This window comes from Maritalea sp. YIW29 (assembly GCF_057219265.1).
In genome coordinates, this window is record NZ_JBXVVF010000002.1 from 242,477 (window position 1) to 258,744 (window position 16,268).

Annotated in this window: 16 protein-coding genes; 12 read left to right on the forward strand and 4 right to left on the reverse strand. The window is 49.1% G+C overall.

All coding sequences use genetic code 11. The annotated features are described in order from the left end of the window. The first annotated feature begins 2 nt into the window (after positions 1–2). Complete coding sequence (locus AC2D8L_RS10335; protein WP_484685402.1) at positions 3–497, forward strand: LptA/OstA family protein; 495 nt, start codon at positions 3–5, stop codon at positions 495–497. Further along, entirely contained in the window at positions 485–1,246 is a 762-nt protein-coding gene (gene lptB, locus AC2D8L_RS10340; protein WP_484686389.1) for an LPS export ABC transporter ATP-binding protein, read from the forward strand. The genes AC2D8L_RS10335 and lptB overlap by 13 nt, the downstream gene beginning before the upstream one ends. Here the strand turns inward: lptB and cyaB are convergent. Then, a complete protein-coding gene (gene cyaB, locus AC2D8L_RS10345) occupies positions 1,243–1,797 on the reverse strand; it encodes a class IV adenylate cyclase (RefSeq protein WP_484685403.1) in 555 nt (184 codons plus the stop codon). The genes lptB and cyaB overlap by 4 nt on opposite strands. 164 nt (positions 1,798–1,961) lie before the next feature. On the opposite strand from cyaB, the gene rpoN reads away from it, so the two are divergent. The 3 genes from rpoN to AC2D8L_RS10360 all read left to right on the forward strand — a co-directional run bounded on the left by rpoN (position 1,962) and on the right by AC2D8L_RS10360 (position 4,933). Further along, positions 1,962–3,500 (forward strand): RNA polymerase factor sigma-54, encoded by a 1,539-nt coding sequence (rpoN, locus tag AC2D8L_RS10350; RefSeq protein WP_484685404.1) that lies wholly within the window; start codon positions 1,962–1,964, stop codon positions 3,498–3,500. A gap of 364 nt (positions 3,501–3,864) precedes the next feature. After that, positions 3,865–4,431 carry a ribosome hibernation-promoting factor, HPF/YfiA family gene (gene hpf, locus AC2D8L_RS10355; protein ID WP_484685405.1) on the forward strand — a complete coding sequence of 189 codons (567 nt, stop codon included), beginning with the start codon at positions 3,865–3,867 and terminating at the stop codon, positions 4,429–4,431. 34 nt (positions 4,432–4,465) lie between these two features. Continuing rightward, positions 4,466–4,933, forward strand: coding sequence for a PTS sugar transporter subunit IIA (locus AC2D8L_RS10360; protein WP_484685406.1), 468 nt, complete (start codon positions 4,466–4,468; stop codon positions 4,931–4,933). 35 nt (positions 4,934–4,968) lie between these two features. Here the strand turns inward: AC2D8L_RS10360 and AC2D8L_RS10365 are convergent, their stop codons facing one another. Together AC2D8L_RS10365 and AC2D8L_RS10370 are read right to left on the reverse strand one after the other, a co-directional pair. Beyond that, positions 4,969–5,238: a DUF1150 family protein gene (locus AC2D8L_RS10365; RefSeq protein ID WP_484685407.1), complete on the reverse strand. Its 270-nt coding sequence runs from the start codon at positions 5,236–5,238 to the stop codon at positions 4,969–4,971. A gap of 44 nt (positions 5,239–5,282) precedes the next feature. Next, positions 5,283–5,705, reverse strand: a complete 423-nt coding sequence (locus AC2D8L_RS10370; protein WP_484685408.1) for an Hsp20 family protein — start codon at positions 5,703–5,705, stop codon at positions 5,283–5,285. A 218-nt stretch (positions 5,706–5,923) separates the two neighbouring features. On the opposite strand from AC2D8L_RS10370, the gene AC2D8L_RS10375 reads away from it, so the two are divergent. The 6 genes from AC2D8L_RS10375 (at position 5,924) to AC2D8L_RS10400 (ending at position 12,211) form a co-directional block, all read left to right on the forward strand. Next, on the forward strand, positions 5,924–6,763 hold the full coding sequence (locus AC2D8L_RS10375; RefSeq protein WP_484685409.1) for a glycosyltransferase family 2 protein: 840 nt from the start codon (positions 5,924–5,926) through the stop codon (positions 6,761–6,763). A gap of 161 nt (positions 6,764–6,924) precedes the next feature. Continuing rightward, entirely contained in the window at positions 6,925–8,523 is a 1,599-nt protein-coding gene (locus tag AC2D8L_RS10380; RefSeq protein ID WP_484685410.1) for an ABC transporter substrate-binding protein, read from the forward strand. A 70-nt stretch (positions 8,524–8,593) separates the two neighbouring features. Further along, positions 8,594–9,601, forward strand: coding sequence for an ABC transporter permease subunit (locus AC2D8L_RS10385; protein WP_484685411.1), 1,008 nt, complete (start codon positions 8,594–8,596; stop codon positions 9,599–9,601). 81 nt (positions 9,602–9,682) lie between these two features. After that, positions 9,683–10,537 carry an ABC transporter permease subunit gene (locus AC2D8L_RS10390; protein ID WP_484686390.1) on the forward strand — a complete coding sequence of 285 codons (855 nt, stop codon included), beginning with the start codon at positions 9,683–9,685 and terminating at the stop codon, positions 10,535–10,537. A 4-nt stretch (positions 10,538–10,541) separates the two neighbouring features. Next, positions 10,542–11,393, forward strand: a complete 852-nt coding sequence (locus tag AC2D8L_RS10395) for an ABC transporter ATP-binding protein (RefSeq protein WP_484685412.1) — start codon at positions 10,542–10,544, stop codon at positions 11,391–11,393. After that, positions 11,390–12,211 carry a dipeptide ABC transporter ATP-binding protein gene (locus tag AC2D8L_RS10400; protein WP_484685413.1) on the forward strand — a complete coding sequence of 274 codons (822 nt, stop codon included), beginning with the start codon at positions 11,390–11,392 and terminating at the stop codon, positions 12,209–12,211. The genes AC2D8L_RS10395 and AC2D8L_RS10400 overlap by 4 nt, the downstream gene beginning before the upstream one ends. Positions 12,212–12,299: 88 nt before the next feature. Here AC2D8L_RS10400 and AC2D8L_RS10405 read toward each other — a convergent pair whose 3' ends face one another. Further along, a complete protein-coding gene (locus tag AC2D8L_RS10405) occupies positions 12,300–14,570 on the reverse strand; it encodes a methyl-accepting chemotaxis protein (RefSeq protein WP_484685414.1) in 2,271 nt (756 codons plus the stop codon). A gap of 215 nt (positions 14,571–14,785) precedes the next feature. On the opposite strand from AC2D8L_RS10405, the gene AC2D8L_RS10410 reads away from it, so the two are divergent. Further along, positions 14,786–16,240, forward strand: coding sequence for a protein adenylyltransferase SelO (locus AC2D8L_RS10410; RefSeq protein ID WP_484686391.1), 1,455 nt, complete (start codon positions 14,786–14,788; stop codon positions 16,238–16,240). The last annotated feature ends 28 nt before the right edge of the window (positions 16,241–16,268 follow it).

A 16,268-nucleotide genomic window follows, 5' to 3' on the forward strand; every position in this document is an offset into this window, starting at 1 on the left:
CGATGAAACCAATATTGAAGGTCATAAAACTTGCGCAAATAAGCTTCTTTGCCCTCGTTCTATTTTGTGTTCCTGCAATTGCTCAAACTGATGGACCAGTAAACATAACCGGTGATCAATTCGATATTGATGAAGGTAAAAGCACCGCAACTTTCACCGGCGATGTGGTCGTGGTTCAAGAAACATTTACACTTTGGGCCCCAAGGGTCATTGCCTATTACGGCGAAGGTGGCCCCTCGGACCTGAAGGAAATAACCGCGGACGGGCGTATTCGTATTGAATATGGTACGCAGACAGCAATTTCAGACCATGGTGTTTATGATCCGAAAACAAAAATTGTTCGCCTACTCGGTGACGTGTATGTGACTCAAGCTGATGGCAGCAATGCCGTGAATAGTGAAGAAATGACCATCAATCTGGCGGATGACACCACCCGTTTTGTTGGTAGCGGCGATGATAATGGTCGTGTGACCGCTGTGTTTGGATCGGACAATTAGACGTGAGCACTGCTGAACTCGACCCAACAGGGTGGCTGGTTGCCCATTCATTGGCCAAATCCTATGGCAAGAAAGTTGTCATTCGTGACGTATCCGTTGCGGTAAATCGCGGCGAAGCTGTTGGGCTATTGGGCCCAAACGGGGCCGGTAAAACCACGGTGTTTTCCATGATCATGGGTATTATCGCGCCGGATCAGGGTGAAATTCTCCTGCACGGGCGGCCCATTACAAAATTACCGCTTTTTCAACGCGGTCGTTTGGGCATGGGATATTTGCCGCAGGAGCCGTCGATTTTTCGCGGCATGAGCGTGAAGAACAACATCCTCTCCATTCTTGAAGGGCATGTAAAAACCCGCAAGGCGCGGCAGGAGCGCCTTGACCAACTGCTGGAAGAGTTTTCGATCACCCATATTCGAGATGCGGACGCGCTCGCCCTTTCTGGCGGCGAACGTCGACGGGTTGAAATTGCGCGTGCGCTCGCGGCTGATCCGGTTTTTATGCTGCTCGACGAGCCTTTTGCAGGCGTTGACCCAATCGCTGTGGGTGAAATTCAAGCGCTGGTGCAACAGCTCACCAATAAAGGAATTGGGGTTTTGATCACCGATCATAATGTGCGTGAAACGCTTGGATTAGTGGATCGCGCCTACATCATTCATGGTGGGCAAGTGATGATCCAAGGTCGGCCAGAAGCCATTACCGCAGACCCCGAAGCACGTCGGGTTTATTTGGGCGAGGATTTTGCGCTTTAAGCGACACGATCAATCATTTGCGCGTAGGATCGCGTTTCCAAGTTGTTTTTCGGCAAACCCAATTTTTGCGCGGTGTCATCGACCAGTCTTTTCGCCTCATCAAGCTGATCCTCTTCAACCATAATCGCCACCTCCACAAACGTGCCAAAACCGGCCAGCCGGTCTAACGTAACATGACATTTGCCGAGGAAGTAAACATCCCTATCCTTCACAATTTGTCGAACTTTTCGAAAACCCAACCCAGCAAACATCTGACAGACATCTGCAAAGCCCTCTGTTTCAATGGAAGTACACTCGTCAACGCCCGGACCTTTGGAAATAATCAAAACTCGATTACTGGGCACCATCTCTCGAATGACCAGCGCTTGATTGTTGCGCGACAGCGTTTGGTCAGCCAGATCAAAATAAATATCGGTTTCTGTACCGCCGAGCATAAACGGCTGAGCGCCCAACGCATCTAATCGCGCTGCGATTAGTTTCAAATCGGCGCATCTGAATTTTCGCTCCACCTCGAACCGACCAGTAAAATGGTCACCTGTTTCAACTTTCATGACGCCTTTCCTGCATCTAACCAACGTGGTGCTTTAAAGAATTAATTACCCCGATTCGGAACTTACTTAAATTCTGGCACGAAACTTGTATATGCGGCTTGTGTCGGTTGGCCAAATCGTGGCAATTTGAGGCTCGCAACTGACCCGCAGTGGAGCATTAACTGATGGCGCTCATGCCACGTCTTGAACTCAGACAATCTCAAACGCTCAAATTGACGCCTCAATTGATGCAGTCAATCAAGCTGTTGCAATTGTCCCATCAAGAATTATCCACATTTGTTGAAAATGAATTGCTGCACAATCCGTTGTTGGACCGGGCCGATCCAAATGCCGACCAACGTGGCGACAATGAAGGTGCACAAGCCGAAGCTCCCCAATCAGACCAGGCGGATGCGGGACCAACAGATATTGTTAGTCAAGGCGAGCAGTTCGAAAGCGCAACCTCGTTGGCCAGCGAAATGGATACCGATGCGGCCAGCTTGTTCCCAGAACAGGTCGGACAAGACAGCGTTTCCCAATCCACCACCAATTGGCAAGAGGGCCGTGGGCAAAGTTTAGGTGGCGGTGTCGGTGCTGAGAAGGCAGAGATCGACCAATATGTGTCCTCCACCAAATCGCTTGGTGACCACCTGATCGAACAGGTTCAGTTGATTTTGCGCCACCCCGGGGACTTGTTGATTGCCAGTGCGATCATCGAAAATCTAAATGAAGCCGGATATATCAATATTGGTCTGGAGCAAATTGCGGACCAGTTGGGTACTGAACTTGGACATGTTGAAGCGGTTCTTGAAGCCATTCAGGGTTGCGATCCCGTCGGCATATTTGCCCGAGATGTGCCCGAATGTCTTGCCATCCAGCTCAAAGAAAAGAACCGTCTCGACCCGATGATGCAGGCCTTGCTCGATCATTTGGATTTGGTCGCGGCCCACAAATTCAAAGAGTTGATGGCGCTGATCAATTGCGATCAGGACGATCTAAAAGACATGTTGGATGAAATCAAGCGGCTCAATCCAAGGCCTGGCGTTTCATTTGAAGGCACTGCCATTCAGCCGGTTATTCCCGATGTTCATATTCGGGCTGGAAATGATGGCGGTTGGCAGATTGAACTCAATAGCGAGGTTTTGCCCAACGTTTTGATCAATCGGACTTACTATGCAGAAATTTCGGCGAAGGCGAAAAAGGGAGAGGAAAAGAACTACCTCACGGATTGTTTGCAAACAGCGAATTGGCTGACCAGAAGCCTTGATCAGCGGGCACAAACAATTTTGAAGGTCACGAGCGAAATTGCGCGGGTGCAAGACGGGTTTTTGCTGCATGGCGTTTCGCATCTAAAGCCGATGACCTTGAAAATGATTGCCGAAGCGGTGGATATGCATGAATCTACGATCAGCCGGGTTACGGCCAACAAATATGTGGCGACGCCGCGCGGATTGTTCGAATTGCGAGACTTTTTCACCAGCGCAATTTCGAGCTCGACAAGCGGTGACGACGATCATTCGGCTGCTGCGGTCCGCCACGAAATCAAGCAATTGATTGATGCCGAGGACCCAAAGAAGATTTTATCTGACGATAAGATCGCCGTCATTTTGAACGACAAACATCAAATGGGCGTAGCGCGCCGGACCGTTGCGAAATATCGCGAAGCGATGAACATTCCCTCGTCAGTGCTCCGCCGTCGGCAAAAGCGCGAATTATTGGGTTAAGCCATTGGCTTGGCAACGTCGCTGAGTAGCTAAAACCCTGTTACCTCAAGAACATAAGTGTCTTTGCTTAGACCGTGGCGCATGGCACCAAAATTCAACTTTGCTTCAAGCAATCTGTTTCAAATTAGCGTCAAATCTTGAGAAATTTGCAAAACACTAGATGCGCCGCGAAATGCGGTGTGATTCATAAGTGCATAGCTATAAATACTACTCTTTTTTTTAAGCGCAGGGAAGTGAAATTGAGCTGATAATCTAACAATTGAGCGATTGCTCTTTGGCCATACTCGGCGTTAGACTTTGATTGTGAGGATATTCTCCTCGGCTCTAGAGCCCTTCAAATAAATCCAACGAAATGGGGTACATAATGAACTTACGTGTTTCAGGAAAGAACATGGATGTCGGCGATGCATTGCGCACAAAGGCATTGGACCATCTTGAATCTGCGATCACTAAATATTTTGATGGCGGATATGATGGGCATCTCACTTTGGAACATGAAGGCAATCGTTTTAATGCAGATTGCCACATTCATTTGGACACCGGCATGGTTTTGCAAGCAAGTGCAGATGCTGGTGATGCAATTGCCGCATTTGAGACAGCTGCAGGACATATTGAAAAACGGCTCAGGCGTTATAAGCGAAAACTGAAAAATCACCGCCGTGTTGCCGGCGTTGCAGCGACCAGCCAATCTTACATTCTGGCGTCGCCTGAATTGGAAGAAGAAGTCGACGAGGATTTTTCCCCCGCTGTGATTGCTGAAAGCACATCGAACCTACATTCCATGAGCGTGGGCGAAGCCGTAATGGAGCTGGATTTAGCTCAAGATGACGTGCTGGTTTTTCGTCACGCTGGACATGGCGGCGTAAATGTGGTTTATCGCCGGGCTGATGGCAATATAGGCTGGGTTGACCCAAAGCCACAGGACGCTTAAGACGCGCTTTTTCGATTTAACGAAGAGAGAATTCATGGATTTGGTTGATATCCTTTCAAAGGATGCCATCGTGCCTTGTGCTAAGGCAACTTGTAAGCGGCAATTGTTGCAAATCGCTGCGGACAAGGCAGCCGAACTGGTTGATGGCAATGCACATGAAATCTTTAAGACGCTTACAGAGCGTGAGCAATTAGGCACTACGGGGCTTGGCGATGGAATCGCCATCCCCCACGGCAAAGTTGCGGGCCTTGGCGGTGTTACATGCATATTTGTGCGACTTGATCACCCAATCGACTTCGAAGCCGTTGATGAAAAGCCTGTAGATCTGGCATTCGTGTTGCTCGCACCCAAAGGCGCAGGCGCCGATCACCTAAAAGCACTTTCGCGTATTGCGCGCTTAGTACGATCTAACAATATCGCAGAGCAAGCACGGTCGACTCGTAACAGTGAAGAGCTCTACGACTTGCTGACCCGAACACCGGGCCAGTCTGACGCTGCCTAATTAAACCAGTTGAACGATGGTTGCTGCGCGGCAGATTAATGCCGAACAGCCATATCTTGCCCTTTTTCTGCCAACCATTGATGGATGGCATCGTGATCGTCTGTGATCAATAAGGGCGTGCCGTCCGCACCAAAAAGCGCTTCAAATTCCAACTGTTCCGGCGCGTCTTTCGCTTCTGGAAACATGGCTTTGAGCTGTTTGCCTGTTAGTTGGCGGCTATAAACAATTTTGTCTTCACCCAACGCGCGAAAGTCTTCGGCGCTCATGGGTCGGGTTGACTGAATTGTGTTGATAGAATTGGCCATCTTAAACTCCTATACTCAAATTTTTGGCATCGCCATCCAGCGTCTTAGCTGGTTGACTTGATTTGGATGCGCTTGGCGACTTTTTCGACATTTGGCCGTTTGATCATGACGTTCAAAAGCCCGTCGCGTAGATCTGCGCCTTCAACCAGCATGCTTTCTGCAAGCAAAAAGCTGCGCTGAAACTGCCGCGCTGCAATGCCGCGATGCAAGAATTCGCGCTTTGGATCATCTGATTGTCGCCCTCGGATGAGTAGCTGACTATCTTCCAGCGTTATTTCCAACTCATCTTCTGAAAAGCCAGCAACCGCAATGGAGATCAAAAAAGTCTCCGAACCGTCTTCGGCGCAAACCCGCTCAATATTATATGGCGGATAGCCATCGGCAGCTTTCGCCAACCGATCAAGACGCTGCTCGAACTCGTCAAACCCGAGGAGAAATGGAGAGGAGAAAAATGACATTCGTGACATATTCTTTTCTTGGAGTATCTGCCCTTGGCTAAATCATTGGGCCAAACACTCAACCGTCCTTTTTAAAGCAACAATTTGGCCCGCTTAGCGGCACCAGTTGTTAAAGATATGGTTAGCTCGCGAATAAGTTCAAGTGAGAAGTTGATTTCATGGCACACAAATGAGTTAATTGTAGGCGTCCGAATTATCTATCCCATCCAAGCAACAAGAAAATGCCAATGTTCATTTCAATCGTTATGCCAGCTTACAACGCGCGAAACACGATTGTTTCGAGTGTGCAGAGCGCCCTTGTTCAAACGCACAAAGATTTTGAGCTGATCATCTCTGTTGATGACCAGTTTGACTATCGGAACCTATTGGATGAGAACGGCATCAACGACCCCAGGATTAAACTTACCCAAACCGATGGCGTAGGCACCGGATCGTCCAATGCCCGCAATGTGGGCATGGAAATGGCGAGCGGGCGCTACATTGCCGTGTTAGATGCAGACGACCAGTATGTGCCCGAAAAATTGGAAATGGTTGCTGGCGCATTGCTGGAACATCCATTGGTGACGACGGGTCTAGAGGTTGTAACCGATAAGGGAGCCCATCTAAGATTTGTGGGTTGCGATGGCGAGGATCGACAGTTGAGTGCCCAATCTTACAAGCGCACAAACCTTTCTATGGACAGTATGGTTGCCCATGACCGAAAACGGGTCCCGGTGAAGTATGATACAGACCTGCCATGTTTGGTTGATTTGGGTCTTATGCTGGACGCTTATTGCCATGTCGAAAATGCATTTCATATTGCCCGTCCGCTGCACCGATATTTCAAACAAACCTTATCCATTAGCACCGGCCCTGAAGCCAGTGAGCGCTATATTCGAATCAAGAAGCAGTTAATTAGCCGCCTTCAATCCGGCCACTATGCGCTTGTTGGCGGTGAAAACGCGGCTCAAGGCATGATTTCCTTTCTAAAAACGACCCTTTTGGCAGAAGCTGGGTTCGAAGAAGCCAAACAAGACAATCCTTCTCTGATATTTGAGGATCACCTCGAATCAACGCTAAGTCATTAATCGTTGGGACAGATTCAGGAGTTCGTTTACAAATTATGAGCTTTGTCGGACAATTCCATCAAAATTCTTTTGATTTACGGTTGCGCAAAGCGACAAAAGCGGTTTTGTTTACCAAGCGGCGTCCGAGTGCCGTTAAATGATAATTGGAGGGATACAATATCATGAAAAAATTCTCAAAGCTGTTGGCAGCAACAGCATTGATGAGTGCAACGGTCATGGGTTCTGCCTATGCCAAGACACTTGTCTATTGTTCAGAAGGCTCACCAGAAGGGTTTGACGTTGCACCTTATACAGCGGGTACAACATTCGATGCCTCTTCTAAGCCACTTTACAACCGTTTGGTTGAATTTAAGCGCGGCACGTCAGAAGTCATTCCAGGCTTGGCTGAAAGCTGGGAAGTATCAGAAGATGGTTTGGAATATACATTCAACCTTCGTAAAGGCGTAAAATTCCACACTACAAGCTTCTTTACACCGACGCGCGACTTCAATGCGGACGACGTATTGTTCACATTCAATCGTCAACGCAATGCTGATCACGCATGGTATGAATATGTACCAGGCATTTCTTGGGAATATTTCAACGGCATGTCTATGCCTGATCTTATCGCTGACATCGTTAAAGTTGACGACTATACAGTGAAGTTCATGCTGACACGTCCTGAAGCACCAATGGTTGCAAACCTTGCAATGGATTTCGCTTCAGTTGTTTCTAAAGAATATGCTGATCAGCTAGATGCGTCTGGCACAAAGCAAAACTTGAACCAAGAGCCAGTAGGCACCGGTCCATTTAGCTTTGTTGCATACCAAAAAGATGCTGTGATCCGTTATGCGGCACACGGCGACTATTGGGGTGGCAAGCAGCCAATCGACGATCTCGTATTTGCGATTACAACTGACGCCGCTGTTCGCGCGCAAAAGTTGAAAGCTGGCGAGTGTCACGTTGCTCCATATCCTAACCCTGCTGACATTGAAGGCTTAAAAGCCGACAGCAACTTGGTTATGATGGAACAACAAGGTTTGAACGTTGGTTACCTTGCATACAACACGCAAGTTGAGCCGTTCAATAACCCTAAAGTGCGTAAAGCGCTTAATATGGCTGTGAACAAGCAAGCGATCCTTGACGCGGTATTCCAGGGTGCTGGTTCTGCTGCGAAAAACCCAATTCCACCTACCATGTGGTCTTACAACGACGCGATTCAGGACGACCCATACGATCCAGCAGCCGCAAAAGCAGCACTTGAAGCTGAAGGCGTAACCGGTCTTGAAATGGAAATCTGGGCAATGCCTGTTCAGCGTCCGTACAACCCGAACGCTCGCCGTATGGCCGAAGTCTTGCAAGCTGACTTCGCTGAAGTTGGTGTTGAAGTTGAGATCGTTTCATTCGAGTGGGGTGAGTACCTTGCACGTTCGAAAGAGCTAGATCGCAAAGGTGCGGTTCTACTTGGTTGGACTGGTGACAATGGTGATCCTGACAACTTCCTAGCGGTTCTATTGGGCTGTGACGGCGTTGGTGGTTCAAACCGCGCACAATGGTGTAATGAAGAATTTGACGCTTTGACACTTAAAGCGAAACAAACTTCTGACATTGCTGAGCGTACAAAGCTTTATGAAGAAGCACAGGTTGTGTTTAAGCGTGAAGCGCCTTGGGCAACTATTGCTCACTCAACAGTGTTCATGCCGATGTCTACAAAAGTCAAAGGCTATGTAATGGACCCATTGGGTGGCCACTGGTTCGACGGCGTTGATCTTGATCAGTAGATCTTGATGACACTTTAAATGGACTTGAGCAGGCGCTGGATTTTCAGCGCCTGTTTTCTTAGGAAAAAGAATGTTCAAATTCATCTTAAATAAGCTGGCACTCATCGTGCCAACATTCTTCGGCATCACCATCGTGGCTTTCGGTTTCGTGCGTGTTTTGCCGGGGGATCCTATCCTGGCGCTTGCAGGCGAACGCGGTGTTAAGCCAGAGCGCTACCAAGAACTTCTGGTTCAATTCGGCTTTGACCGCCCCATATGGGAACAATATTTCACCTATTTGGTAAATCTGTTCCAAGGTGATTTTGGGACATCGATTTCGACAAAACGACCTGTTTTGGACGAATTTATGACCCTGTTTCCAGCAACCGTAGAGCTTGCGCTTTGTGCGATCATATTTGCGATTGCCTTGGGCATTCCAGCCGGGATCATTTCAGCGGTAAAGCGCGGATCATGGTTTGATCAAGTCGCGATGGGCACTGCACTTGCGGGCTACTCAATGCCGATTTTTTGGTGGGGGCTTTTGCTCATCATCTTCTTCTCGGGCACATTGGGGTGGACACCGGTTTCTGGTCGGATTTCCCTTCTGTACTTCTTCCCACAAGTCACCGGCTTCATGCTGATCGATAGTTTATTGTCGGGACAACAAGGCGCGTTCAAATCCGCATTCATGCATTTAATATTGCCAACCATTGTTTTGGGCACAATTCCGCTTGCGGTTATTGCCCGTCAGACAAGATCGGCGATGCTTGAAGTGCTTGGCGAAGATTATGTGCGCACGGCGCGGGCAAAAGGTTTAGGCCAGTTGCAGGTTATTGGCGTACACGCGTTGCGCAACGCGCTCATACCGGTAATCACAACCATTGGGTTGCAGGTTGGTGTTTTGCTTGCTGGCGCCATTCTGACGGAAACCATCTTCTCTTGGCCGGGCATCGGCAAGTGGATGGTTGATAGTATTTTTAGACGGGATTATCCGTCTGTGCAGGGCGGATTGGTGCTGATCGCATTGATTGTTATGGTGGTGAACCTGACAGTTGATGTGCTTTACGGCTTAATTAACCCACGCATCAGGCATCAGTGAGGTACTTAGATGACTGATTCACAAGTAACAAAAGTTGACCCATCTCAGGTCAAAGCAGAGGCGCGCAACGCGCAACTGCAAATGCTCAAAGAGTTTTGGCACTATTTCAGTGCCAATAAAGGCGCGGTCATTGGCCTCGTCGTATTTGGGTTCATGATATTTGTCGCAGCATTTGCGCCAATATTGGCACCACACGATCCCGGGCAACAATATCGCGATGCGTTTTTGATGCCACCTGCTTGGTCTGAAGGTGGCAGCTGGACTTATATACTTGGTACAGACGCTGTTGGCCGCGATATGCTCTCGCGTCTTATACATGGTTCGCGCTTTTCACTCTTCATCGGGGTGGTCGTTGTTTCGATTTCCTTGACCGGTGGCATTATCATCGGACTGGTTGCGGGTTATTTCCGCGGCTGGGTCGATGGTATTATCATGCGGGTGATGGACATCATCTTGGCATTTCCATCCTTGCTGATGGCTTTGGTGCTCGTTGCTATCCTGGGCCCAGGCCTTGTGAACGCGATGATTGCGATCGCGATCGTTTTGCAACCCCACTTTGCCCGGCTAACCCGCGCAGCGGTGATGAGCGAAGCCAACCGCGAATATGTAACATCCGCACAAGTTGCAGGTGCGGGGCATATGCGGCTTATGTTCAAAACCATTTTGCCAAACTGCCTGGCACCATTGATCGTTCAGGCGACACTGTCGTTCTCTGCGGCGATCTTGGATGCTGCGGCTCTTGGCTTTTTGGGCATGGGCGCTCAACCGCCGACCCCTGAATGGGGCACTATGTTGGCCGAGGCACGGGAGTTCGTGCTGCGGGCTTGGTGGGTTGTTACGTTCCCGGGCATTGCGATTCTAGTCACCGTTTTGGCGATCAATTTGGTCGGCGACGGCTTGCGCGATGCGCTTGATCCAAAACTCAAGCGGAGTTAGTGGCATGAATGTATTAGAAATCCAAAATCTAACCGTGACCTTTGACACCGCAGACGGCCCATTTAAGGCTGTTGATGGGGTCAACTTTAAGGTCGATCAAAACGACATTCTCGCCATTGTGGGCGAGAGTGGATCGGGTAAGTCTGTATCAATGCTTGCTGTGATGGGCCTACTGCCCAATACCGCAACCATCACGGCCGATAAGATGACGTTTGAAGGCAAGGATATTCAAAATCTGAGCGAAGGCGAACGTCGTAAACTGATCGGCAAAGACATTTCGATGATCTTCCAAGAACCCGTAGCAAGCCTTAATCCGTGCTTTACTGTTGGTTTTCAGATCAATGAAATGCTCAAGGCACATACTGAATTAAGCCCAAATGAACGCAAAGCGCGCGCAATTGAATTGTTCGAACTTGTGGGCATTCCTGATCCGGCGAAAAAGCTAAAAAGCTATCCGCACCAATTATCTGGCGGTCAATGCCAGCGTGTGATGATCGCGATGGCAATTTCGTGCAATCCAAATCTTTTGATCGCTGACGAGCCGACCACAGCGCTTGATGTGACCATCCAAAAACAAATCCTTGATTTGCTGTTGGATATTCAAAAGAAAAACAACATGGCGTTGATCATGATCACCCATGATATGGGCGTTGTGGCGGAAACGGCGCAGCGGGTTGTGGTGCAATATAAGGGACGTCAGATGGAAGAAGCTGGCGTGCTTGAATTGTTTGAGAACCCACAAAACCCATATACCAAGGCTTTGCTATCTGCGCTGCCAGAACGTGCTGAAGGCGATCGATTGCCAACCGTTTCTGACTTTGCTGAAAGCTTTGCCGATGAAGGAGCCGCATCATGAGTAATGTGATCCTGAAAGCTGAAAACATCTATCGCGATTATGTCACTCAGGGTGGCATGTTCAAAAAAGGCGATATTGTTCACGCTCTAAAAGGCGTCAGCTTTAATGTCATTGAAGGCGAAACACTTGCAGTTGTTGGTGAAAGTGGATGCGGAAAGTCAACGTTGGCACGCATTCTAACATTGATTGATGCCCAAACAGCCGGCGATCTTGAGATTGAAGGTGAGGACATCAATATCAAGAAACAAAAGCCAACTGCCGACATGCGTCAGCGGGTTCAAATCGTGTTTCAAAACCCATATGGCTCACTCAACCCCCGCCAAAAAGTTGGCGACGTGTTGGAAGAACCATTGGTGATCAACACGAATATGCCTGCTGATGAACGACGCAAATTGGCGATGGAAATGCTTGAGAAAGTTGGACTAGAACCAGTACATTACGGGCGCTATCCGCACATGTTCTCTGGTGGCCAACGTCAACGGATTGCGATTGCGCGGGCGCTAATGTTGCGGCCAAAGATCTTGGTTTTGGATGAGCCTGTTTCCGCACTTGATCTGTCTGTTCAAGCGCAGATCTTGAACTTGCTGGCGGACTTGCAGGACGAGTTCAACCTCTCCTACATCTTCATTTCGCATGATCTATCGGTGGTCAAATATATCGCTGATCGGGTGATGGTGATGTATTTTGGTGAAATCGTCGAGCAGAATACGCGGGAGGAGATTTTCTCTAACCCACAGCACGATTATACCAAAACATTGTTGGCAGCGACGCCACGGGCGACGGTGGATTCGATCAAAAAACGCTTGGGCGTGAACTAGGATCAAGCTTTGATATCAGTTTAAGAAGGCGGAGACATTGTTCTCCGCCTTTTTTGTTAACCTTTGGCAGATCAGTAAGGCTTAGTTTTTATGCAGCCATTGATCTGTTGGACGCGCCACCGGCGCTAAAGAAATCTGCCAACTCCGTCAGTTTTTGAATATCTGCCACAAATTGCACCGTGGATTGGCTGGTTTGTTCTGCCAATGCGGCGTTGATTTGGGTCATCTCATTGATGGTGCCCAATGAACGCATGATATCAAGAAGCGTCGTGGCTTGATCGTCAGAGCTTTGCGTAATGCCCTCAATACTGGTGTGCAAGATATCAGTTTGCCCGATCATGTCGCCAAGCTCGTCGCCCAAATCATGCACCATCTGCACGCTTGATTGAATTTCGGCAATAGCTTGTTCCACTTGGCGCTGAATGTCCTTGGCCGCTTCGCCAGAACGAATGGCAAGACCACGAACTTCACCGGCCACGACGGCGAACCCTCGGCCAGCTTCCCCGGCTCTTGCAGCTTCCACAGAGGCGTTAAGTGCCAAGAGATCGGTCTGGAACGCCATTTCGCCCACCTGATCGGTAACGGACGCCATCTTCTGAGAATGGGCCCGTAGCGCATCCATTTGTGCGATTGTATTTTGCAGTATTTTCTGACTTTTTTCGGCAGATTTCGCTGTTTTGGTTGAAATACCAAGCGAGTCTTGTGCGGTATCCCGGTTCGATGCTGCAGCAGTTGAAACACCTGAGGCAGCGTCGGTTGTCGTTTTAACCGTTTGCGCTTCCCGTTCAGCTTGCTGGGATAGTTCCCGGGCCGTTTGATTGAACTGAGAAAAAGCAGAATCCATATTGCCAATGCTGACTTTTAGTGTCGACACCACGTTGGAAATCGAATCTGCGCTTGAGTTAAGTGCTTTTGCAATTTCGCCAAATCGCCCCGGTCGATCATCATCAACGCGCACGGTTAGATCACCCCGCGCCATGCTAGAAACCATGTGGTGAATTTCATCCAACACGGATTGCAGATTATCGCCCAGCTCGGTTACAGCGCCGCAAACTTCGTTGGAAAATGCTAGGCCGTTAACCGGCGAGAGGTCATTTGAAAACTCACCTGCGCCAAACTTTTCAAATTGATGGCGCAAGTCCGCGATAAAACGTGCAGTCGCCTGCGCTTCTTGCTCCAGCTTTTGCTTGCTGGTGAAATCGAGCTTTTCTTGCTCGGATTGCAACTCCAATCGCTCTTTCGCATTCTCACGAAACACCAACAGTGATTTCGTAATCGCGCCAATTTCAGTTTTAGGATGGTAGTTGGGTAGCTCAATTTCCAAGTCACCATCTGCAAGGCGATCCGTTTGTTTGGTAATATGCGATAATGGACGCACAATCGAAACAATGATCGATATGCCCATAATCAAAATGATCGCCGAAAACCCTGCAACGCCCGCTAACATTATGGTTTGAGCCTGTGCGGCTTCATTTGCAGCCTCCAAAGCCGCGGTATGAGCTGCCTCCTGAGAGAGATCGGCAAGGCTAGAGATTTGCATGCGCTGACGCTCGGAATTATCAACCAAGCTCTGCACAGCTACATCGAGCTCTTGTTTTTTGCTCCACCACGCGGTCATTTCCGCCATATATGTCGCGAACTCAGCGTCAATTTCAGACCAAAAATCTGGATCAAGGTCAGCTCCCCCGCCCTCACTTTTGAATTTGGCGACCAATTGGCTGAACGATGTCCAATTGTCGTCAATCGGTAGCCCCGTCAGATTGGCCTCGGCGCGGCGGACATTGTTGAACAACCCATTGAGCTGCGCAATTTCCACCGTTTCATCGAACTCAAACTCTTCCGATATGCGATTACTTAGACGACCAGCCACATTGGAAATGCGCACGGCGAGATTGTCCACGGTGTCAATGCCTTGGCCCTCAGTATATTGAACCGCATATTCGGTCACCAATCCCAAATCGGACTGGATAGTGCTGACATCTTGCAGCAATTCGAGCTGTACAGACAGGCCCTGCAATGCGGTCGCAATGGCATCTGGATTAGACAGTTTCTGGTCTTGGATCGCAACCAGTGACGCCTCAGTTTGCTTGAACGCAGCTTGAAGCGTAGCAAGCGCTTCGGGGCTTCGCGTGCGCAAGAAGCTTTCGCGCAGATAGTCGAAATTCTTATATTCCACCAAGGAGCTGCTATAGCTCTGTGCCAACTCACTCAGCTCTTTTTCGGCAGTCAGTGCGTTTTGTGCTCTATTCAGCCCAGAGACATAGGTTGACGCAATCAGCGCTAATCCTAATGCGATCAAGCCGATGAAGAAGATCAGTTTATTGCGGATCGTAAGAAGTCGCGATAGCTGGAAGAACATAAATTTGAACCACGCATGAATATGACGGTGGTCGAAGAATGCGTTGACATGGTTTAAAACATATTAATTTTTGCATATCTGATAAATTCTATATATCGATTTTGCGCGTACCGCTTGCTGCCACGGATTTACGCACACAGAATTGATTTCGCACTTAATGGGGTTTGCTGTTACCAAATCAGTTCTCGTTCGCTCCAGCAAAAGAATTGGGTTCAATTTTGTCCGCACACAACGCACCGCATTTCGGCAACCAATATGCTCAGCTACCAGAGCGTTTTTATGCGCTGCAGTCTGCAACGCCGGTTTCGGCCCCTAAATGGATTGGGTTCAATCATCCCTTGGCGACTGAATTGCAACTCGACGATGCTGCCTTGTCTGGCGACGAAGGATTATCCATTTTCTCGGGCAACATGACCGCGCCGCATACGACGCCATTGGCCATGGCCTATTCAGGCCACCAATTTGGCCATTGGAACCCGCAGATGGGTGACGGCCGCGCATTATTGTTGGGTGACGCTTGGGACAGCAACGGTCAGCATTTTGATGTTCAGCTAAAAGGCTCCGGCCCCACCGCCTTCTCACGAAATGGCGACGGGCGCGCAGCGCTTGGGCCTGTTCTGCGCGAGTATGTTTTGTCAGAAGCCATGCATGCCCTTGGTGTGCCCACTACCCGTGCATTGGCCGCGGTAACGACCGGCGAAATCGTGCGCCGAGAAAAACCATTTCCCGGCGCGATTATCACCCGCGTGGCCAAGAGTTTTGTGCGGGTTGGCACCTTTCAGTTCTTTGTTGCACGCGACGACAAAGATGGGCTGGAAGCATTAGCAGAATTTTCAATTGCACGACATGCTCCGGATATCAATGGACCGAACAAATATGCTGAGTTTCTTGATCGTGTCGTAACGTCACAGGCAGAATTGATCGCCAAATGGCAATTACTCGGCTTCATTCACGGCGTCATGAATACCGACAATATGTCTATTGCGGGCGAAACCATTGATTATGGGCCCTGCGCATTTATGGACGAATATGACCCGGCGACAGTTTTTAGTTCCATCGACCAGTTCGCACGCTACGCCTATCAAAACCAACCCAAGATCGCCCGTTGGAACCTTGGTGTTTTAGCCCAATCCATGTTGCCAATATTGAGTGATGATGAGGAGAAAGCGCTTGAAATTGGTCAAGCAAGCGTTGATCAATTCGCGCCCCAATTTGATGCAGCCTTCCGCTCTGGCATGTTGGCGAAAATTGGTATCAAAACAGAACAAGATGGTGACTTCGCATTGGCAGTTGAGTTGCTCAATCTTATGAAAGAAGCGCGTGCTGATTATACCAACACCTTCCGCGAACTCTCTCTGCTTAACTTGCAAAACCCAGAAATTACTGGTGCGCAACTGCCGCTCACTGAGTGGATCAATAATTGGCTGCGCTATACCGAAGCAGGAGCACGCATTGATCAAACTTTGATGCGTTCTGTGAACCCTGCATTTATCCCGCGTAATCACCGCGTGCAAGCGATGATCGACGCGGCGGCTGAAGGTGACTTTTCACTATTTGAAGAACTTATGAGCGTTTTGAGTACACCCTATCAAGATCAGCCTGTTCATCACGCCTACACGCTGCCGCCGGAACCTGATGAACGCGTGCACCAAACGTTTTGCGGCACTTAATTTGGATCAATTGACTTCTAAATTTTTC